At 71.2% G+C, this 18,396-nt stretch carries 21 protein-coding genes and 2 pseudogenes; 16 read left to right on the plus strand and 7 right to left on the minus strand.

The window, feature by feature from the left end; translation table 11 throughout:
- Window positions 1-19 precede the first annotated feature (19 nt).
- The 3 genes and pseudogenes from ABT232_RS35155 to ABT232_RS35165 all read right to left on the minus strand — a co-directional run bounded on the left by ABT232_RS35155 (window position 20) and on the right by ABT232_RS35165 (window position 2,282).
- Window positions 20-736 (minus strand): ABC transporter permease, encoded by a 717-nt coding sequence (locus ABT232_RS35155; protein ID WP_351848023.1) that lies wholly within the window; start codon window positions 734-736, stop codon window positions 20-22.
- A 50-nt stretch (window positions 737-786) separates the two neighbouring features.
- Complete coding sequence (locus ABT232_RS35160) at window positions 787-1,710, minus strand: ABC transporter ATP-binding protein (protein ID WP_351847976.1); 924 nt, start codon at window positions 1,708-1,710, stop codon at window positions 787-789.
- Between the two features lie 76 nt (window positions 1,711-1,786).
- Window positions 1,787-2,282: pseudogene (locus tag ABT232_RS35165) on the minus strand (AAC(3) family N-acetyltransferase).
- Between the two features lie 173 nt (window positions 2,283-2,455).
- On the opposite strand from ABT232_RS35165, the gene ABT232_RS35170 reads away from it, so the two are divergent.
- The 12 genes from ABT232_RS35170 (at window position 2,456) to ABT232_RS35225 (ending at window position 12,644) form a co-directional block, all read left to right on the plus strand.
- Window positions 2,456-3,190 (plus strand): helix-turn-helix transcriptional regulator, encoded by a 735-nt coding sequence (locus ABT232_RS35170; RefSeq protein ID WP_351847978.1) that lies wholly within the window; start codon window positions 2,456-2,458, stop codon window positions 3,188-3,190.
- The gene (gene sufB / locus ABT232_RS35175; RefSeq protein ID WP_351847979.1) at window positions 3,187-4,608 is read left to right on the plus strand and encodes a Fe-S cluster assembly protein SufB; all 1,422 of its coding nucleotides are present in this window, start codon (window positions 3,187-3,189) and stop codon (window positions 4,606-4,608) included. The genes ABT232_RS35170 and sufB overlap by 4 nt, the downstream gene beginning before the upstream one ends.
- A gap of 87 nt (window positions 4,609-4,695) precedes the next feature.
- Window positions 4,696-5,880, plus strand: coding sequence for a Fe-S cluster assembly protein SufD (sufD, locus tag ABT232_RS35180; protein ID WP_351847981.1), 1,185 nt, complete (start codon window positions 4,696-4,698; stop codon window positions 5,878-5,880).
- Complete coding sequence (locus ABT232_RS35185; protein WP_351847984.1) at window positions 5,877-6,212, plus strand: non-heme iron oxygenase ferredoxin subunit; 336 nt, start codon at window positions 5,877-5,879, stop codon at window positions 6,210-6,212. Before sufD ends, ABT232_RS35185 begins: the two co-directional genes overlap by 4 nt.
- Window positions 6,213-6,219: 7 nt before the next feature.
- On the plus strand, window positions 6,220-6,984 hold the full coding sequence (gene sufC, locus ABT232_RS35190; RefSeq protein ID WP_351847986.1) for a Fe-S cluster assembly ATPase SufC: 765 nt from the start codon (window positions 6,220-6,222) through the stop codon (window positions 6,982-6,984).
- Complete coding sequence (locus ABT232_RS35195) at window positions 6,981-8,237, plus strand: cysteine desulfurase (protein WP_351847989.1); 1,257 nt, start codon at window positions 6,981-6,983, stop codon at window positions 8,235-8,237. Before sufC ends, ABT232_RS35195 begins: the two co-directional genes overlap by 4 nt.
- Window positions 8,238-8,253: 16 nt before the next feature.
- Window positions 8,254-8,718 carry a Fe-S cluster assembly sulfur transfer protein SufU gene (sufU, locus tag ABT232_RS35200; RefSeq protein WP_351847992.1) on the plus strand — a complete coding sequence of 155 codons (465 nt, stop codon included), beginning with the start codon at window positions 8,254-8,256 and terminating at the stop codon, window positions 8,716-8,718.
- Entirely contained in the window at window positions 8,715-9,047 is a 333-nt protein-coding gene (locus ABT232_RS35205) for a metal-sulfur cluster assembly factor (protein WP_037743875.1), read from the plus strand. Before sufU ends, ABT232_RS35205 begins: the two co-directional genes overlap by 4 nt.
- A 199-nt stretch (window positions 9,048-9,246) precedes the next feature.
- On the plus strand, window positions 9,247-9,837 hold the full coding sequence (locus ABT232_RS35210; protein WP_351847994.1) for an RNA polymerase sigma factor: 591 nt from the start codon (window positions 9,247-9,249) through the stop codon (window positions 9,835-9,837).
- 2 nt (window positions 9,838-9,839) lie between these two features.
- Window positions 9,840-10,712, plus strand: coding sequence for a CU044_5270 family protein (locus ABT232_RS35215; RefSeq protein WP_351847997.1), 873 nt, complete (start codon window positions 9,840-9,842; stop codon window positions 10,710-10,712).
- Between the two features lie 84 nt (window positions 10,713-10,796).
- Window positions 10,797-11,786, plus strand: a complete 990-nt coding sequence (gene dapD / locus ABT232_RS35220) for a 2,3,4,5-tetrahydropyridine-2,6-dicarboxylate N-succinyltransferase (RefSeq protein WP_351848000.1) — start codon at window positions 10,797-10,799, stop codon at window positions 11,784-11,786.
- A 234-nt stretch (window positions 11,787-12,020) separates the two neighbouring features.
- The gene (locus ABT232_RS35225; protein WP_351848003.1) at window positions 12,021-12,644 is read left to right on the plus strand and encodes an HAD family hydrolase; all 624 of its coding nucleotides are present in this window, start codon (window positions 12,021-12,023) and stop codon (window positions 12,642-12,644) included.
- Here the strand turns inward: ABT232_RS35225 and ABT232_RS38505 are convergent.
- The 3 genes and pseudogenes from ABT232_RS38505 to ABT232_RS35235 form a co-directional block, all read right to left on the minus strand.
- Window positions 12,625-12,819: pseudogene (locus ABT232_RS38505) on the minus strand (transcriptional regulator); the annotation flags it as partial. The gene ABT232_RS35225 and the pseudogene ABT232_RS38505 overlap by 20 nt on opposite strands.
- A 198-nt stretch (window positions 12,820-13,017) precedes the next feature.
- Window positions 13,018-13,560, minus strand: coding sequence for a flavoprotein (locus ABT232_RS35230; RefSeq protein ID WP_351848005.1), 543 nt, complete (start codon window positions 13,558-13,560; stop codon window positions 13,018-13,020).
- A 56-nt stretch (window positions 13,561-13,616) separates the two neighbouring features.
- Entirely contained in the window at window positions 13,617-14,435 is an 819-nt protein-coding gene (locus ABT232_RS35235; protein WP_351848008.1) for an 8-oxoguanine DNA glycosylase OGG fold protein, read from the minus strand.
- Between the two features lie 185 nt (window positions 14,436-14,620).
- Here ABT232_RS35235 and ABT232_RS35240 point away from each other — a divergent pair, with 185 nt between their 5' ends.
- From ABT232_RS35240 to ABT232_RS35250, 3 genes are all read left to right on the plus strand, one after another.
- On the plus strand, window positions 14,621-14,833 hold the full coding sequence (locus ABT232_RS35240) for a hypothetical protein (protein WP_351848010.1): 213 nt from the start codon (window positions 14,621-14,623) through the stop codon (window positions 14,831-14,833).
- Window positions 14,834-14,978: 145 nt separating this feature from the next.
- Complete coding sequence (locus ABT232_RS35245; protein WP_351848026.1) at window positions 14,979-15,572, plus strand: SigE family RNA polymerase sigma factor; 594 nt, start codon at window positions 14,979-14,981, stop codon at window positions 15,570-15,572.
- Entirely contained in the window at window positions 15,569-16,783 is a 1,215-nt protein-coding gene (locus ABT232_RS35250; protein ID WP_351848013.1) for a WD40 repeat domain-containing protein, read from the plus strand. Before ABT232_RS35245 ends, ABT232_RS35250 begins: the two co-directional genes overlap by 4 nt.
- A gap of 116 nt (window positions 16,784-16,899) precedes the next feature.
- Here the strand turns inward: ABT232_RS35250 and dapA are convergent, their stop codons facing one another.
- Window positions 16,900-17,805, minus strand: a complete 906-nt coding sequence (gene dapA, locus ABT232_RS35255) for a 4-hydroxy-tetrahydrodipicolinate synthase (protein ID WP_351848015.1) — start codon at window positions 17,803-17,805, stop codon at window positions 16,900-16,902.
- 162 nt (window positions 17,806-17,967) lie between these two features.
- On the opposite strand from dapA, the gene ABT232_RS35260 reads away from it, so the two are divergent.
- A complete protein-coding gene (locus tag ABT232_RS35260) occupies window positions 17,968-18,381 on the plus strand; it encodes a DUF3618 domain-containing protein (protein ID WP_351848018.1) in 414 nt (137 codons plus the stop codon).
- Window positions 18,382-18,396: the final 15 nt, after the last annotated feature.

Here is an 18,396-nt window from a genome sequence, read left to right on the forward strand (position 1 = left end):
TCGTACGGCGTCGTACGGCCTACTCCCAGCGGAAGAACCTTCCCGCCGCCGCCAGGCCCGCCACGGCCCACACCGCGAGGATCGCCAGGTTCCCCCACGGCATCCCGGCGCCGTGCTGGAGCACGTCCCGCAGTCCGTCCGACAGCGCGGAGATCGGCAGCAGCCCGAGCACGTCCTGGGCGGCGGGCGGGAACCTGTCCAGCGGCACGATGACCCCGCCGCCCACCAGCAGCAGCAGGAACACCAGGTTGGCGGCGGCCAGCGTCGCCTCGGCCTTCAGGGTGCCCGCCATCAGCAGTCCGAGCCCGGAGAAGGCGGCGGTGCCGAGCACCAGGAGCAGCACCACGGCGAGCGGGTCGCCGTGCGGCGACCAGCCCAGCGCGAACGCGATCGCCGTCACCAGGAGCACCTGGAGCACCTCGGTGACCAGCACGGACACCGTCTTGGCGGTCATCAGGCCCCAGCGCGGCAGCGGCGAGGACGCCAGCCGCTTCAGTACGCCGTAGCGGCGCTCGAAGCCGGTGGCGATGGCCTGGCCGGTGAACGCCGTCGACATCACGGCGAGCGCCAGGATGCCGGGGGCGAGGAAGTCGACGGCCTCGCCGGGGCCGGTGTCGACGACGTCGACGGTGCTGAACAGCACCAGCAGCAGGGTCGGGATGATCACCGTCAGCAGCAGCTGCTCGCCGTTGCGGAGCAGCATCCTCGTCTCCAGCGCGGCCTGCGCGGCGATCATGCGGGGCAGCGGCGCGGCGCCGGGCTTCGGCGCGTAGGTGCCGGGGGTGGTCACGAGCGCAGCTCCTTGCCGGTGAGCTCGAGGAAGACGTCTTCGAGCGTGTGCCGCTCGACGGAGATCCGGTCCGGCATCACGCCGTGCTGGGCGCACCAGGAGGTGACCGTCGCCAGCAGCTGGGGATCGATCTTGCCGACCACCCGGTAGGACCCGGGGGTCAGCTCGGCGGCCGTGCAGTCCGCGGGGAGCGCCTTGAGCAGGGCGCCCACGTCGAGGCCGGGGCGGCCGGTGAAGCGCAGGGTGTTCTCGGCGCCGCCGCGGCACAGCTCCTCGGGCGAGCCCTGGGCGATGACCTTGCCGGCGTCGATGATCGCGACGTCGTCGGCCAGCTGCTCGGCCTCGTCCATGTGGTGGGTGGTGAGGATCACCGAGACGCCGTCGGCGCGCAGGTCCCGGATCAGCTCCCAGGTGGCGCGGCGGGCCTGCGGGTCGAGACCGGCGGTCGGCTCGTCCAGGAAGACCAGCTCGGGGCGGCCGACGACGGCCATGGCCAGCGCGAGCCGCTGCTGCTGCCCGCCCGACAGCCGCCGGTAGGCGGTACGGCCGCAGGAGCCGAGCCCCAGGCGCTCGATCAGCGCGTCCACGTCCAGCGGGTGGGCGTGCAGCCTGGCCACGTGGCGCAGCATCTCGCCGGCCCGCGCTCCCGAGTAGACACCGCCGGACTGGAGCATCACACCGATGCGCGGACGCAGCTCGCGGGAGTCGCGGACCGGGTCGAGGCCCAGGACGCGCACCGTGCCGGAGTCCGGCCTCCGGTACCCCTCGCAGGTCTCGATCGTGGTCGTCTTGCCCGCCCCGTTGGGGCCGAGGACGGCGGTGACGCCCGGCCGGGCCACCAGGTCGAGGCCGTCCACCGCGGTCTTGTCGCCGTACCGCTTCACCAGGGCCTGGACCTGGAGCACGGGCTCGTTTCGCATGGTTCCAGAGTCTAGGTAGCCGCGGGGGGCCTCAGGCGGGCGGGTGCGGAAGTGCACCCGAGGACGGCCGGTTCGCTCACTCCGGTTCGAGCGCCCGCGGCCGGTGCAGCGCCAGCCAGCGCTCCGCGTATGCCATCGCGTCGGCCACGGGGAACAGCCGTGCCTCGGCGGCGCCCACCTTGCCGTGGACGACGGGGCGGTCCCGTTCGTAGTCGTGGCCCAGCTCGTCGAACCGCTCGGAGGAGATGGACACCTCGGTCACCACTTCCCAGCCGTCCGGGCCCGGGCGGCCCACCTCGACCAGCGGCGCCGGTATCCGGGACCGGCGGGTTCCCCCAGACGGCGGGGTCGGACAGGTCGGCGGTCTGGGTGGGGACGACCAGGGTGCCGTCCGGACCGAGGGTGTCGAGGAGCGCCTGAACGACCGCGACGGCGCCTCCGCACACCCAGCCGAGGCTGCGGAGCGAGGTGTGCGCGAGCAGGGTGTCGCCGGGTCGGACACCCAGCTCGGCGAGGTCCGCGGCGAGGGTCTCGCGGGTGACAAGAGGGCCGGTCGGAGGGGGTGTGGGCATGGTGAGGGAGTGTCCCGGAAGGGGTCGGCGCACGCCAGGGATCTGTGATCTGCTTTGATCGATCAAAGATCGTTTCCGCAGGTCATCTTAGGTTTACCTAAGTGACGCAGGGCACCGTACGCCGGTTCGGACGCCGCTTGTCACGCTCCGAGGAATTACGCAACAATGGCGTTGTGAAAAACGTCGGTGCGGCTCGGGAGACCCCCACAGGGGCCCCGCAGGAGGAGCTCGCGACCGGGGAGCGCTCGACGCGCAACCGGGTCGCGCGGTCGATCCTGGACCACGGCCAGTCGACGGTCGCCGAACTCGCCGGCCGGCTGGGCCTCACCCAGGCCGCCGTCCGCCGGCACCTCGACGCACTGGTCGCCGACGGTGTCGTGGAGGCCCGTGAGCGGCGGGTGTACGGCGCCCGCACCCGCGGCCGCCCCGCCAAGGTGTTCGCCCTGACCGACGACGGCCGGGACGCCTTCGACCAGTCCTACGACACGCTCGCCATGGACGCCCTGCGCTGGATCGCCGAGCGCGAGGGCGGCGACGAGGCGGTCGCCGCGTTCGCCCGCGCCCGCATCGCCGCTCAGGCCGCCGCCTACCGCACGGCCGTCGACCAGGCCGGCCCCGAGGAGCGGACCGAAGCCCTGGCCAAGGCCTTGAGCGCGGACGGGTACGCTGCTACCGCGCGCAGCGCGCCCACCGGCGAGCAGCTGTGCCAGCACCACTGCCCGGTCGCCCATGTCGCCGAGCGGTTTCCGCAGCTGTGCGAAGCGGAGACGGAATTTTTCGCCGAGCTGCTTGGTACTCACGTACAGCGGCTGGCCACGATCGCCCACGGCGACGGCGTCTGCACCACGTTTATCCCGAAGACTTCCAAGAACGCATCTGCAAGCACGGCCGGGAGGAACCCCGCATGACTCTCCCCACGGAGACTGCCCACCCCGAACTCGAGGGTCTGGGCAAGTACGAATACGGCTGGGCCGACTCCGACGAGGCCGGTGCCGCTGCGAAGCGCGGTCTGAGCGAGGCCGTCGTCCGCGACATCTCGGACAAGAAGTCCGAGCCGGAGTGGATGACCAAGCTGCGCCTCAAGGGTCTGAAGCTCTTCGAGAAGAAGCCCATGCCGAACTGGGGCTCGGACCTGTCGGGCATCGACTTCGACAACATCAAGTACTTCGTGCGCTCCACGGAGAAGCAGGCGGAGTCCTGGGAGGACCTGCCCGAGGACATCAAGAACACCTACGACAAGCTGGGCATCCCGGAGGCCGAGAAGCAGCGCCTCGTCGCCGGTGTCGCCGCCCAGTACGAGTCGGAGGTCGTCTACCACCAGATCCGTGAGGACCTGGAGGAGCAGGGCGTCATCTTCCTCGACACCGACACCGCCCTGAAGGAGCACCCGGAGCTCTTCAAGGAGTACTTCGGCACCGTCATCCCGGCCGGCGACAACAAGTTCGCCGCGCTGAACACCGCGGTGTGGTCCGGCGGCTCCTTCATCTACGTGCCGAAGGGCGTGCACGTCGAGATCCCGCTCCAGGCCTACTTCCGGATCAACACCGAGAACATGGGCCAGTTCGAGCGGACCCTGATCATCGTCGACGAGGGTGCCTACGTGCACTACGTCGAGGGCTGCACCGCCCCGATCTACAAGTCGGACTCGCTGCACTCCGCGGTCGTCGAGATCATCGTCAAGAAGAACGCCCGCTGCCGTTACACGACCATCCAGAACTGGTCGAACAACGTCTACAACCTGGTCACCAAGCGCGCCGTCGCCTACGAGGGCGCGACCATGGAGTGGGTCGACGGCAACATCGGCTCCAAGGTGACGATGAAGTACCCGGCCGTCTACCTGATGGGCGAGCACGCCAAGGGCGAGACCCTGTCCATCGCCTTCGCGGGCGAGGGCCAGCACCAGGACGCCGGCGCCAAGATGGTCCACATGGCCCCGAACACGTCCTCCAACATCGTCTCCAAGTCGGTGGCGCGCGGCGGCGGCCGTACCTCCTACCGCGGTCTCATCGAGATCGGCGAGGGCGCCCCCGGCTCCAAGTCGAACGTGCTGTGCGACGCGCTGCTCGTCGACACCATCTCCCGCTCGGACACGTACCCGTACGTCGACGTCCGCGAGGACGACGTGTCCATGGGCCACGAGGCCACCGTCTCCAAGGTCTCCGAGGACCAGCTCTTCTACCTGATGAGCCGCGGTCTCTCCGAGGACGAGGCGATGGCGATGATCGTGCGCGGCTTCGTCGAGCCCATCGCGAAGGAGCTGCCCATGGAGTACGCCCTCGAGCTCAACCGGCTGATCGAGCTGCAGATGGAAGGCGCGGTCGGCTGACGCCCGCCTCCCGGCAGCAGCGGCCCGCCCCCTCTCGGGCGGGCCGAGGATCTCAACTGACGTAGGAAAGAGAGCACAACGACAGCCATGGCTGAGGCTCAGAATCTCCCGGTGGGCTCCACCACCGCCGGCTCGATCGCGGTCGCCGCGGAGTCGACCGTCGTCTCGCGCATGAGCGCGCCCCCGTCCTTCGACGTCGCGGACTTCCCGGTCCCGCACGGCCGTGAGGAGGAGTGGCGGTTCACCCCGCTGGAGCGTCTGCGCGGACTGCACGACGGCACCGCCGTCGCCGCCGGCGACGGTGTGAAGGTCACCGTCGAGGCCCCCGAGGGCGTCACCGTCGAGACCGTCGGCCGCGACGACGCGCGGCTCGGCAAGGCCGGCACCCCCGTGGACCGCGTCGCCGCCCAGGCCTACTCCGCCTTCGAGCAGGCGTCCGTCGTCACCGTCCCCAAGGAGACCGTCCTCACCGAGCCGATCCGCATCGCGGTGCACGGCCAGGGCGGGACCGCCTTCGGGCAGCAGGTGATCGAGCTGGGCGCCTTCGCCGAGGCCGTCGTCGTCATCGACCACACCGGTGACGCCGTGCTCGCCGCCAACGTCGACTACGTCCTGGGCGACGGCGCCAAGCTGACCGTCGTCTCTGTCCAGGACTGGGACGACAAGGCCGTGCACATCGCCCAGCACAACACGCTGATCGGCCGCGACGCCTCCTTCAAGTCGGTCGTCGTCACCTTCGGCGGTGACGTCGTCCGCCTGCACCCGCGCATCACCTACGCGGGCCCCGGCGGCGAGGCCGAGCTGTTCGGCCTCTACTTCACCGACGCCGGCCAGCACCAGGAGCACCGCCTGCTGGTCACGCACAACGTGCCGCACTGCAAGTCCAACGTCGTCTACAAGGGCGCCCTCCAGGGTGAGGCCGCGCACGCGGTCTGGATCGGTGACGTGCTGATCGAGGCCGCCGCCGAGGGCACGGACACCTACGAGATGAACCGCAACCTCGTCCTGACGGACGGCGCGCGCGTCGACTCGGTGCCGAACCTGGAGATCGAGACCGGGGAGATCGTCGGCGCGGGCCACGCGAGCGCCACCGGCCGCTTCGACGACGAGCAGCTCTTCTACCTGATGGCCCGCGGTATCCCGGAGCACGAGGCGCGCCGCCTCGTCGTCCGCGGCTTCTTCGCCGAGCTGGTCCAGCAGATCGGTGTCCCGGACATCGAGGAGCGCCTGATCGCCAAGATCGACGAGGAGCTGGAGGCGTCGGTCGCATGACCACCTTCGACCGTGCCCGCTTCGTACGGGCGTGCGGACTGAGCGAGCTGGAGGAGGACACCCCGAAGCGGGTGGAACTCGACGGCACGCCGGTCTCGGTCGTCCGTACCGAGGGGGAGGTGTTCGCCATCCACGACATCTGCTCGCACGCGAACGTCTCGCTCTCCGAGGGCGAGGTGGAGGACTGCCAGATCGAGTGCTGGCTGCACGGCTCCGCGTTCGACCTCCGCACCGGCAAGCCGTCCGGCCTTCCCGCGACGCGCCCCGTCCCCGTATACCCCGTAAAGATCGAAGGGGACGACGTGCTCGTCTCCCTCACCCAGGAGTCCTGAGGCACCCATGGCAACGCTTGAAATCCGAGACCTGCACGTCACCGTCGAGGCCGACAACGCCACGAAGGAGATCCTCAAGGGCGTCGACCTCACCGTGAAGCAGGGCGAGACGCACGCCATCATGGGCCCCAACGGCTCCGGCAAGTCGACCCTCGCCTACTCCCTCGCGGGCCACCCCAAGTACACGATCACCGGCGGCACCGTGCTGCTCGACGGCGAGGACGTCCTGGAGATGTCCGTCGACGAGCGCGCCCGCGCGGGCCTGTTCCTGGCGATGCAGTACCCGGTCGAGGTCCCCGGCGTCTCGGTCTCCAACTTCCTGCGCACCTCCGCCACCGCCATCCGCGGCGAGGCCCCCAAGCTGCGCACCTGGGTGAAGGAGGTCAAGGAGGCCATGGAGCGCCTCAGCATGGACCCGGCCTTCGCCGAGCGCAACGTCAACGAGGGCTTCTCCGGCGGTGAGAAGAAGCGCCACGAGATCCTCCAGCTGGAGCTGCTGAAGCCGAAGGTCGCGATCCTCGACGAGACCGACTCCGGCCTCGACGTCGACGCGCTGCGGGTCGTCTCCGAGGGCGTCAACCGCGTCCGCGAGACCGGCGAGGTCGGCACCCTGCTGATCACCCACTACACGCGCATCCTGCGCTACATCAAGCCCGACTTCGTCCACGTGTTCTCCGCGGGCCGCATCGTGGAGTCCGGCGGCGCCGAGCTCGCCGACAAGCTGGAGAACGAGGGCTACGAGGCATACACGAAGGGTGGCGCATCCGCGTGACACAGCTGCCGGGCCTCCTCGACACCGAGGCGATCCGCAAGGACTTCCCCGTCCTGGACCGAGTGATCCACGACGGCAAGAAGCTCGTGTACCTGGACAACGCCGCGACCTCGCAGAAGCCGCGCCAGGTGCTGGACGCACTCAACGAGTACTACGAGCGCTACAACGCCAATGTCCACCGCGGTGTGCATGTGCTCGCCGAGGAGGCCACGGCGCTGTACGAGGGCGCGCGCGACAAGGTCGCCGCGTTCATCAACGCGCCCAGCCGCGACGAGGTGATCTTCACCAAGAACGCCTCCGAGTCGCTGAACCTCGTGGCGAACATGCTCGGCTGGGCCGATGAGCCCTACCGGGTGGACTCGGACACCGAGATCGTCATCACCGAGATGGAGCACCACTCCAACATCGTGCCGTGGCAGCTGCTGGCGCAGCGCACGGGCGCGAAGCTGAAGTGGTTCGGCCTGACCGACGACGGCCGCCTCGACCTGTCGAACATCGACGAGATCATCACCGAGAAGACGAAGATCGTCTCCTTCGTGCTGGTGTCGAACATCCTGGGCACCGTCAACCCGGTCGAGGCGATAGTCCGCCGAGCCCAGGAGGTCGGCGCGCTGGTCTGCGTCGACGCCTCCCAGGCCGCGCCGCACATGCCGGTGGACGTGCAGGCGCTCCAGGCCGACTTCGTGGCCTTCACCGGCCACAAGATGTGCGGCCCGACCGGCATCGGCGTCCTGTGGGGCCGCCAGGAACTGCTGGAGGACCTGCCTCCGTTCCTCGGCGGCGGCGAGATGATCGAGACCGTGTCGATGCACTCGTCGACGTACGCCCCCGCCCCGCACAAGTTCGAGGCGGGCACCCCGCCGATCGCGCAGGCGGTCGGTCTGGGCGCGGCGATCGACTACCTCAACTCGATCGGCATGGACAAGATCCTCGCCCACGAGCACGCGCTCACCGAGTACGCGGTGAAGCGGCTGGCGGAGGTCCCCGACCTGCGGATCATCGGCCCCACCACGGCCGAGGACCGCGGCGCCGCGATCTCCTTCACGCTCGGCGACATCCACCCGCACGACGTGGGCCAGGTCCTCGACGAGCAGGGCATCGCCGTCCGGGTCGGCCACCACTGCGCCCGCCCGGTCTGCCTGCGCTACGGAATTCCTGCGACCACGCGAGCGTCGTTCTATCTGTACTCCACGCCGGCCGAGATCGACGCTCTGGTCGACGGCCTGGAGCACGTACGGAACTTCTTCGGCTGAGGGGCGTGCTGAAAAGGTGAAGCTGGACTCCATGTACCAGGACGTCATCCTGGACCACTACAAGAACCCGCACGGGCGGGGCTTGCGGGATGGCGACGCCGAGGTGCACCACGTGAACCCCACGTGCGGCGACGAGATCACGCTGCGCGTGAAGTACGACGGCACGACCATCGGCGATGTCTCGTACGAGGGCCAGGGCTGCTCCATCAGCCAGGCGAGCGCGTCGGTGCTGAACGAGCTGCTGGTCGGCAAGGATCTCGCCGAGGCGCAGAAGATCCAGGAGACCTTCCTGGAGCTGATGCAGTCCAAGGGCAGGATCGAGCCCGACGACGCGATGGAGGAGGTGCTGGAGGACGCGGTCGCGTTCGCCGGCGTCTCCAAGTACCCCGCGCGGGTCAAGTGCGCCCTCCTGAGCTGGATGGCGTGGAAGGACGCGACGGCCCAGGCGCTGGGCGCCGACGCCGAAAGGAAGACGGCATGAGCGAGACCGTTGAGATGAAGCCGGCCTCGGAAGAGGAACTCCGTGAGGCGCTGTACGACGTCGTCGACCCGGAGCTGGGCATCGACGTCGTCAATCTGGGCCTGATCTACGGCATCCACATCGACGACGCGAACATCGCGACCATCGACATGACCCTGACCTCCGCGGCGTGCCCGCTGACGGACGTCATCGAGGACCAGGCCAAGTCCGCCACGGACGGCCTCGTCAACGAGCTGCGCATCAACTGGGTCTGGATGCCGCCGTGGGGCCCGGACAAGATCACGGACGACGGCCGCGAGCAGCTTCGGGCGCTCGGCTTCAACGTCTGAGGTCGCTTCGACGACCGCGCACAGTGGCCCCCGGCGGTTCTTCCGCCGGGGGCCACCGCGTTGTCCGGGCGGGACCCCGTACGGCCGGAATGCCTTGGGGCGGAGGCTCGGGACGGCCGTGCCGCCGGCGTGAACCCCTCGGCGCCCTTCGGGGAACAGCGGGTGGCATGTCCATTCGAACCCTTCCCATGGAGGCCCCGTGACCGGACCGCACGCGCCACCCCAGGACGCCGAGATCGTCGTCCAGTCCCTGGCGGAGCCGGAACTGTTCGCGCTGCTGTACGACCGGTACGCGGCCGACATCCACCGCTACGTCCAGCGCCGACTGGGCACCGGCACCGCCGACGACATCACCGCCGAGACGTTCCTGATCGCCTTCCGCGGCCGGGCCCGCTACGACAGCGACCGCCCCAACGCCCGCCCCTGGCTCTACGGCATCGCCGCCAACCTCATCGGCAAGCAGCGCCGCGCCGAGCTGCGGGCCCTGCGCGCGCTCGCCCGCACCGGACTGGACCCGGTCGCCGCCTCCTGGTCCGAGCGCGCCGACGACCGCGTCACCGCCCAGACCGCCCAGGCCCCGCTCGCCGGCGCCCTGGCCGGCCTGTCCGCCGGAGACCGGCATGTGCTGCTGCTGGTGGCCTGGGCCGACCTGACCTACCCGGAGGTCGCCGAAGCCCTGGACATCCCCGTCGGCACCGTCCGCTCCCGGCTCAACCGCGCCCGCCGCAAGGTGCGCACCGCACTCGGCGCCGATCCCGCATTCACGCTCGACGCCACGGAGGTGGTCTGACCATGGACGAGATGACGGCGGTGCGGGAACTGCGGGCCGACGCCCCCGGCCCGCGCGACGGGCTCGCCGAAGGACGCGCGCGGCTGCTGCGCACGGCCCGGCCCGGCCGTACCCGCAGGCTGCGCTCCGACTGGCGGCTCGCGGCGATCGGCGCGGCGGCGGCGATCACGGCGGCGGCGCTGATCGGCCCCCGGCTGGCCGACGGCCGCGACGAGGTCCGGCCGGGCAGCCGGCCCGGCTACACCGTCGAACTGGGCAGCGCCGAGGACTGGCTGAAGGACGCGGCGGACGCCATCGCCGCGGGTCCCGCCGTCACCGCGCGCGACGGCCAGTGGATCCACACCGAGGACATCGAGATCAACACGACGGACGACGCCCCCGACCCGCAGACCGACGAGCGGACCGTCCGCTACGCCGACCCGGCGACGGAGAACGGCAAGGCCGGCGACGACCACTCGCCCCGCGAGCACTACGCCTTCCTCAGGAGCCTGCCCGACGACCCGGCGCAGGTCCGGGCGAAGGCCCGCGCCTTCTTCCACGCCACCGACCCGTTCGAGAGCCGCACGCAGCACGAGTACCGGGCGCTCACCGCGATCATCAGCCGCTCGGACGTCTACGACCCCGAGGGCCTCGCCAAGGTCTACCGCGCCCTCGCCACCGTGCCCGGCGTGCGGGCGGCGGACGTCCAGGACGCGGCCGGACGGGACGCGGTCGCCATCTACCGCGCGGGCGCCGCGGAGCGGAGCGAACTGCTCCTGGACCCGGACTCCCGCCGCTACCGCGGCTCCCGCCTCCTCGACTCGGACGGGGAGGTCGTCATCAGCGTCGCCCGCCTCGACACGGCCGTGGTGGACGGTGAGGACGAGCGTCCCTGAGCCCTCTCGCGGGGCTCGCCCGGCACGTGAGACGGGGGCCGGACCGGTTCGCCCGGGCGGCCCCCGCCGCGTTAGGTTTCCCTCATGACCGACACGACTGCTCCTCGCACCACCGGCGCCGTGGCCGCCGGCCTCGCCACGATCGCCGCCGACGGCACCGTTCTCGACACCTGGTTCCCCGCGCCCGAGCTCGCCGCCGAGCCCGGCCCCTCCGGTACCGAGCGCCTGGACGCCGACCGCACCGCCGAACTGCTCGGCGAGCACGCCGTGGCCGCCCTCGGCAAGGACGACGTGCGCGGTGTGGAGACCGTGGCGGTCCGTACGGTCATCTCCTCCCTGGACGACAAGCCGCTCGACACCCACGACGCGTACCTGCGCCTGCACCTGCTCTCGCACCGCCTGGTCAAGCCGAACGAGCCCAGCCTCGACGGCATCTTCGGGCTGCTCGCCAACGTCGCCTGGACCTCGCTCGGCCCGGTCGCCGTCGACACCCTGGAGACCGTCCGGCTCGCGGCCCGCGCCCGCGGCCTGCACCTCAGCGTCTTCGGCGTGGACAAGTTCCCGCGCATGACCGACTACGTCGCCCCGGCCGGCGTCCGCATCGCCGACGCCGACCGCGTCCGCCTGGGCGCGCACCTCGCCGCCGGCACCACGGTCATGCACGAGGGCTTCGTCAACTTCAACGCCGGCACCCTCGGCACCTCCATGGTCGAGGGCCGCATCTCCCAGGGCGTCGTCGTCGGCGACGGCTCGGACATCGGCGGCGGCGCCTCCACCATGGGCACGCTGTCCGGCGGCGGCAAGGAGCGGGTGGCCATCGGCGAGCGCTCCCTGGTCGGCGCCGAGGCGGGCATCGGCATCGCCCTCGGCGACGACTGCGTCGTCGAAGCGGGCCTCTACCTCACCGCCGGCACCCGCATCACCCTCCCCGACGGCCAGATCGTCAAGGCCCGCGACCTGTCCGGCGCCTCCAACATCCTCTTCCGCCGCAACTCGGTCACCGGCACGGTCGAGGCCCGCCCGAACAACGCGGAGTGGGGCGGCCTGAACGAGATCCTGCACAGCCACAACTGATCACGGACGGCCGCGGCGTGAGCTGCGGCCGCCTTGTCGATCAACGTCCTGAGCTGCTGCCGAGCTGTCCGGTGGCCGTCGACGTCGGTCAACGCTGAGCGCCCTTCCACGGCCCTGGGACGGCCAGGGAGGGCGCTTGTGCGTTGAGGGAGACAGCCGCTTCACAAGTTCGGGGTGAAGACAGCAGGCAGGCCGTGCCGCAGAGGCTGCTCGCGCCCGCGCAGTGAATGCCTCGTGGACGAGACCACGGAGTACGGCACCTGGGCCGACTGGCTCGTCGTACCCCGACATACGTTCGCAGCGATGTTCGGTGCCATGATCGCCCAGGGCCGGGACTATCGAGAGGTGTTCGAGGAGTTCCGGCCCGGCTTCGATCTCTGTGCGGAGCGTGAGCGGCGGGCGGAGGCGGGTCGGCCGCAGACCTTCAAGGAGAGCGACCTGTACCCGGACGTGCGGGACGCGCTCGCCACTCTGCGCGCGGACGGCCTGTGGTTGGGTATCGCGGGCAACCAGACCGTGCGTGCCGGGAAGATCCTGCGCGCGCTGTTCAGCAACGATGTCGATCTCATCGGCACCTCCGACGACTGGGGTGCTTCGAAGCCGGACCCGGCGTTCTTCCGCCGGGTCGCGGAGGTCGTTCCGGCCGAGATCGACGAGATGCTGTACGTCGGCGACCGCGTGGACAACGACATCAAACCGGCTGCCGCGGCGGGGATGCACACCGCGCTGGTGCACCGTGGTCCGTGGGCGACGATCCAGTGGCGGACCGAAGAGGCCGAGAAGTTCCCGACGTTCCGCGTCGAGAGCCTCCTGGCGCTGTCCCCGCGGATCGCCCGGTTCAACGAGCGAGGGCGCTGACGACCGTCGACCAGCTGTACAGGCGCTCGTCCAGCTCTCGTACACAGCGCTCGTGCTGGTGCTGCGCCAACGCGCGACGCACGTCTCGGACGCGGTCCATGCCGGTCGCGTACCAGGTGCGCTCAAGCTGGTCGAGTGCCTGAGCGGCATATCGGTACGCTGCTTCCGGGTCGCCGTCCCAGGAGCGGCCGCTCGATGTGCCCACCGCTCGGCTGGCCGGCCGTGGCACCGGAGTGCGGAGTGTGCCAAGCCCTTGCCAGGCAACGGCAGGAGGCGGCCCGGCGGGGTGACTCTTCGCGGGTCTCCGACTGCAACGTGGAGATCCGCAACCATCACGGAGCAGATCGGCGGCGCACGTGATGCGGCAGGGCTCCTACGACACCACAGCCCGCTCAGCGGCGTCGAGGACGAGGTGCCACGGGTGTGCGAGCGGGTAACCCTCGCCGGGCTCGTTCGGGACGAATCCGTCCTCCCCGTACAGCACCGTCACCCCCATCTCCCGCAGCTCCGTCACGCTTCGCTCGAACTGGCGGTGCCGGGTGTAGGCCGCGTTCACGCACGGCATCGTCACGATGGGGATGCCCTTGCCGATCCCTTCCGCGACGACGCCCACCACGAAGTCCCGGGTGATGCCCGTCGCCCAGGAGTTCAGGCTGTTGAAGGTGGCCGGAGCGAACGCGATCACGTCCGCCGGCGGCCACGGGTCCGGCTGGGCGGGCAGTTCGTAATCCCAGCGCACCGGGTGCCCGGTCAGCGCCGCGAGCCCGTCCAGGCTCTCCTCGAGCCAGCGAGCGGCTGTCGGGGTGAGTCCCAAGCAGACGTCGAACCCGCGCTGTTGAGCGTCCTCGATCACCTTCGCCACGTCGAAGACCGGGGGTGCCGCCGAGCTGAACAAGTAGAGGGTTCGAGTGATCATGCGGTCCATCCCACCCCGGCGGGCGGACGGCACGCAACCGGGCGGTGCCGACGTGATCAGGCGGGACCACCGAAGTGGCCTGCGGGAGCCCAGGCCTGGCTGAAAAGGGCCAGTTCGAGGACGTCCGGAGGCACGCGCCAGTCCTTCGACGCGGTGGTCAGGTGGTCGTTGGCTTCATGCATCCAGCGGAGGTAGACGTCGTAGCGGTGGGAGGTCCAGTTGCCCCTGCCCCATACCCGGTTGGCGATGGCCTCTGACCAGTCGTAGCCCGCCGCGTGCCCGGCCCTCGTGGCGTGGCGGCGAAGAACGCCGGCCAGGACGCTGTCGAGGATCAGCGGGAGCGGACCCCGCACCTCAGGGAGGGCCAGGCCGGCGAAGTAGAGGAACTTGGTGTGGAACGCCGGGCCGAGGCCATGGAGGGTGCTCAGCCTCTCGTACGCCGCGATCGCCCCCTCGTGCACCAGCAGTGACACCGCATCCGCGAGAACCGCGTCCACATGTGGCCGGGCGAGTGTCCGGGCGGTGCGGTGCGGGCCGTAGCCCGTGGGGCCGTAGCCCCAGACCTGGGTGGCCACGAACGCCTCCGTCCAGTTCTCCGCTGCTCCCGCGGCCCTGACAGCGGTCACGACGTCGGCCCGGCTGACGGTGGAGGGGCCCGCCGTCGTCCGGTCGGCGAAGCCGGCGGGCCAAGGGGCCACGGCCGGCCACTTCGACGGTGTGTAGACGATGGCGTGCGGGCCGCTGCCGTTCGCGTACCGCTTGCCTCGCGCGGGGTCGGCCAGCCAGCCGGTCAGCGACTCCACGGCGTCCTGCGGCAGCAGTTGATCGAACATGGCTGCGTCGAGCTTGTCCGCCAGGCTCTGGTCGAACCGCATGGACCCCCCCCGGGTTGATGTGCGGCAAGTATCCACCGAGCGCTCCGCCGTCCTCGCGACGATCACGTAAACGGATTACCGACCGTGACCTTTCGGCGATTCCGCAGATGAACGGGTGGACGCGCAGGTCGTCCGATCAGATGCCGAAACCAAGCGGAACGACACGGGATGGCGAGGGCTGAGTGATGAGCAGGGGTGTAGTGCGGTGGGTGGTCGGTGTCGTGGTGGCCGTGGGGGTGTGTGCGGGGCCGGCCGGGGTCGCCCATGCCGATGAGACCAACAGCGGCTCGCACAACGGGCCCCGGATCGGGCTCGTCAACGCCGGGCAGATCGACGATCCTCTGGAGGACGTGCTCCAGCACTTCCTCCAGTTGGGTGGGGGAGCCGCCGCGGAGTGACGGGGCTCGGGGCCCGTACCGCATGCCGTCGCGGTGCGGGCCCGCCTTCTTTTCCGGCAGCAGGCATAGTGGCGGGGCTCCCGACTCGTCCGTAGGGGCACAGGGGTGCGGACAGCGGGTCCGGCCCGGGGTGGAGAAGGTGACGATGGATGCCCAGGCGCAGGAGGACTTCCGGGATTTCGTGGCCAACCGGTCGTCCGCGCTGCTGAGGACGGCGGTGCTGCTCAGCGGAGGCGATCGGCACGCCGCCGAGGATCTGCTGCAGAACGCGCTGATCAAGGCGGCGGGGCGGTGGCATCGGATCGACGAGCCCGAGGCGTACGTCCGGCAGGTGCTGTACCGGCAGCAGGTCAGCCGCTGGCGGCTGAAGTGGCCGCGGCGTGAGCTGAGCGTCGCCGAGCCGCCCGATCCGGCCGTCGCCGCGATCGATGTCTCGGCCGCGGCCGAGCTGCGGCTGGTGATGCGTGAGGCGCTGTCCCGGCTCACCGCGCGGCAGCGCACCGTGCTGGTGCTGCGCTACTTCGAGGATCTGCCGGAGGCGGACGTGGCCCGCGCCCTGGGCTGTTCGGTCGGCACCGTGCGGTCCACCACACACCGTTCCCTCGCCCGGCTGCGCGCGCTCGCCCCCGAGCTGGCCGCGCTCGGCCGGCCGGACGCGGACGCCGAGCCCCTGCCGTCGCGTGACTTCGCGCCCGTCGAGACCGCCGAGACCGCCGAGACCGTGGAGGTACGTCCGTGAACGTCGAGGAACTGGTGCGCGACGCGCTGCGCGAGCAGGCCGCCGAGCAGTCGTCGGCGGGTGCGGGCTTCGCCGACCGGGTGCTGGCCGTCCGCCGGCGCCGCCGCGCCCGCCGGTTCGCCGCCGTCGCCGTGGCCACCGCCGCGGTGGTCGCCGTCTCGGTCGGGGTGCCGCTGCTCGACTCCGGCGGCAAGGAGGACGTGCGGCCCGCCGGGGTCGTCGAGCAGAAGGACGTGCACGCGCATCCCGATCAGTCGCCGCCGCGGGACATGGTCGCCGCCGGGGACGTGGCGCTCGCCGCGTACTACACGATGGAGGTCGCCGCCCGGTCGGAGACGCGCGGCGTCGCCGAGCGTACGTACCACCTGCTGGATCCGGGCACCGGGCGGTACGAGGAGGACGACCGCTGGTCCTACGTCGCCGTCGCGCCCGGGCTCGACACCGCGGCCGTGCTGGAGCGGGAGCTGCCCACCAAGCGGATCGGGCTGCTCGACCTGCGCACGGGGAACGTGGACACCTGGATCGACGTCGACCACGGGGTGGGTGCCGTCGAGTTCTCGCCCGACGGGCGGCGGCTGGTCGCCACGGCGTACGCGGAGAACCCGGATCTGCGGGACGCGGCGTACGGGAAGGTCAAGGACTGGGTCGCGCCGTTCGGGACGGACAACCGCACCGGGTTCCTCCTCTTCGAGCTGTCCTCCGGCAAGAGCACCTGGAGCGCGACCGCGCCTCGCGACGACCTCAACTTCCGCGAGGACTTCGCCTTCGGCGCCGACGGCAGGACCGTGTGGTCGCGGGTGGTCCCGGGCAACTCGGAGCGGCAGTACTACGACCTCGGCGGCGACGAGATCGAGCCGCCCGCCGCCGAGCGGCACCTGGTCTGGGACGCCCCGGCCGGGCTCTCGCCGGACGGCAGGATCGCCGCGGGCGGGCTGGGCCGGGAGAAGGGCGGGAGGTCGTACACCTCGCTGCTCGATCCGCGGACCGGCGCCGAGGTCGGCGAGGTGCGTGGCAGCGGCGCCGAGGCCTGGGCGGACGACCGGCGGCTCATCACCTGGGAGAACGCGGCGGGAGCCGGCCCGGAGACCTACCGGCCCCGGCTGGTCCTGGTCACCGTCGGCAGCGAGGAGGTCGTGCCGCTCACCGGTGTCCGTGAGCAGAACGCGAACACGGCCCGTACGCAGTGGGGGCCGGTCTTCGCCCGGCGCTGAGCAGCAATCAGGACCTGCTCTCAGCAGCCGTCAGGACACCTGCTCGCAGCAGCTGTCAGGACACCTGCTCGCAGTAGCCGTCAGGACCTGCTCCCAGCAGCCGTAAGGACCAGCTTTCAGCAGCCGGTCACCGCCTCCTCGTACGCCGCGAGCAGCCCGTCGACCGCCTCCCGGCCGGCGGGCCGCAGCGGTGCGCGGACCGGGCCGCCGGACAGGCCCAGCTGGGCGAGGAGCGCCTTGGCGGTGACCGTGCCGGGCAGGTCCGCGGACATCATCGCCTCGATCAGCGGGGTGGCCCGCCGCTGGAGGCGGGCCGCGCCGGCCGTGTCGCCGGCGTCGAAGGCGTCGAGGACCGCCCGCAGACGGCCCGGGATCACATTGGCCACGGTGCTGATGTAGCCCGCCGCGCCCACCGCGTACAGGGCGAGGTTGTGCTCGTCGCAGCCGGCGTAGTAGGCGAGGGAGGTGCGGGCGAGGACCTTCTGGGTGCCGAGGAAGTCGTACGAGCAGTCCTTCACCGCGACGATCCTGGGGTGTGCGGCGAGCCGGAGCACCGTCTCCGGCTCGATCCGGGTGCCGGTGCGGCCGGGGATGTCGTAGAGCACGACCGGCAGGCCGCAGCCGTCGGCCACCTCCCGGAAGTGGGCCTCCACGGCGTCCTGCGGAGGCCTGCTGTAGTACGGCGTGACGACCAGGACGGCGTCCGCTCCCGCCTTCTCGGCCTGCCGGGCCAGCTCGGCGGTGTGCCGGGTGTCGGAGGTGCCGACGCCCGCGATCACCGAGGCACGGTCGCCGACCGCCTCGCGGACCGCCCGCACCAGCGCCGCCTTCTCCTCGTCGGTCGTGGTCGGTGATTCGCCGGTGGTGCCGCTGAGCACCAGTCCGTCGCAGCCCTCGGTCACCAGCCGGTCCGCCAGACGCTGCGCGCCGCCGAGGTCGAGGGCGCCGGTCGGGGTGAAGGGGGTGACCATCGCGCACAGGGCGCGGCCGAGGGGCGGGGCGGAGAGGGTGGTGTGCGTCATGGAAGCAGTCTCGGCAGCCGGACAGTCAAGCACCACTTAAATCTTCTTCGGGGTACGTGTAAGCGATGCTGAGACGTGGAGCCCGTCGGCCACGCGGGTAGTGACGGCCGGTCAGGGTACCCGAAGGGTCCGCAGAGGCGAGGACCATGGAAGGGCACACCGATGACGAACCGCATCAAGGCGCAGCTGGGCGGCGCCAAGGCGCCCGACGAACTGCGTCGGCAGATCGAGCGCACCCGGGTCGAACTCGGCTCCACCCTGAGCGAGTTGGCCTCCCGCGCGGACGTCCGCGACCGCGCCCTGGCCCGCGCCGCCGACCTCAGGGACAAGGCGGGGGCGATGACCGTCCAGCTGCGCAGCAGCGCGGCCCAGGCGGGTCAGGCCGTCCAGGGCGGGGCCACGCGGGCGGGGCACGCCGTGGAGCACCGCGCGCCCCAGCCGGTGCGCAGGGCCGCCCGGATCGCGCTGCGCAACCCGCGGCCGGCGCTCATGGCCGCGGCGGCGGGCGTGGCGGTGCTGGCGGCATCGAGCTCCAGGCCATCGGCGAGGCCGACGAGCGCGGTATGCGTACGGTGATGTCCAGCCTGAACG

The organism is Streptomyces sp. NPDC001532 (assembly GCF_040298625.1).
In the GTDB taxonomy this organism is placed as follows: Bacteria; Actinomycetota; Actinomycetes; order Streptomycetales; family Streptomycetaceae; genus Streptomyces.

What these genes read in the sequence shown, in the direction of transcription:
- ABT232_RS35155 (WP_351848023.1), bottom strand. Translation starts at nt 736, where the DNA reads ATGATCGCCGCGCAGGCCGCGCTGGAGACGAGGATGCTGCTCCGCAAC.
- ABT232_RS35230 (WP_351848005.1), bottom strand. Translation starts at nt 13,560, where the DNA reads ATGATCACTCGAACCCTCTACTTGTTCAGCTCGGCGGCACCCCCGGTC.
- ABT232_RS35160 (WP_351847976.1), bottom strand. Translation starts at nt 1,710, where the DNA reads ATGCGAAACGAGCCCGTGCTCCAGGTCCAGGCCCTGGTGAAGCGGTAC.
- ABT232_RS35235 (WP_351848008.1), bottom strand. Translation starts at nt 14,435, where the DNA reads ATGCGGTTCGACCAGAGCCTGGCGGACAAGCTCGACGCAGCCATGTTC.
- ABT232_RS35260 (WP_351848018.1), top strand. Translation starts at nt 17,968, where the DNA reads ATGACGAACCGCATCAAGGCGCAGCTGGGCGGCGCCAAGGCGCCCGAC.
- ABT232_RS35240 (WP_351848010.1), top strand. Translation starts at nt 14,621, where the DNA reads ATGAGCAGGGGTGTAGTGCGGTGGGTGGTCGGTGTCGTGGTGGCCGTG.
- sufB (WP_351847979.1), top strand. Translation starts at nt 3,187, where the DNA reads ATGACTCTCCCCACGGAGACTGCCCACCCCGAACTCGAGGGTCTGGGC.
- dapA (WP_351848015.1), bottom strand. Translation starts at nt 17,805, where the DNA reads ATGACGCACACCACCCTCTCCGCCCCGCCCCTCGGCCGCGCCCTGTGC.
- ABT232_RS35205 (WP_037743875.1), top strand. Translation starts at nt 8,715, where the DNA reads ATGAGCGAGACCGTTGAGATGAAGCCGGCCTCGGAAGAGGAACTCCGT.
- ABT232_RS35185 (WP_351847984.1), top strand. Translation starts at nt 5,877, where the DNA reads ATGACCACCTTCGACCGTGCCCGCTTCGTACGGGCGTGCGGACTGAGC.
- sufD (WP_351847981.1), top strand. Translation starts at nt 4,696, where the DNA reads ATGGCTGAGGCTCAGAATCTCCCGGTGGGCTCCACCACCGCCGGCTCG.
- ABT232_RS35215 (WP_351847997.1), top strand. Translation starts at nt 9,840, where the DNA reads ATGGACGAGATGACGGCGGTGCGGGAACTGCGGGCCGACGCCCCCGGC.
- ABT232_RS35245 (WP_351848026.1), top strand. Translation starts at nt 14,979, where the DNA reads ATGGATGCCCAGGCGCAGGAGGACTTCCGGGATTTCGTGGCCAACCGG.
- sufC (WP_351847986.1), top strand. Translation starts at nt 6,220, where the DNA reads ATGGCAACGCTTGAAATCCGAGACCTGCACGTCACCGTCGAGGCCGAC.
- dapD (WP_351848000.1), top strand. Translation starts at nt 10,797, where the DNA reads ATGACCGACACGACTGCTCCTCGCACCACCGGCGCCGTGGCCGCCGGC.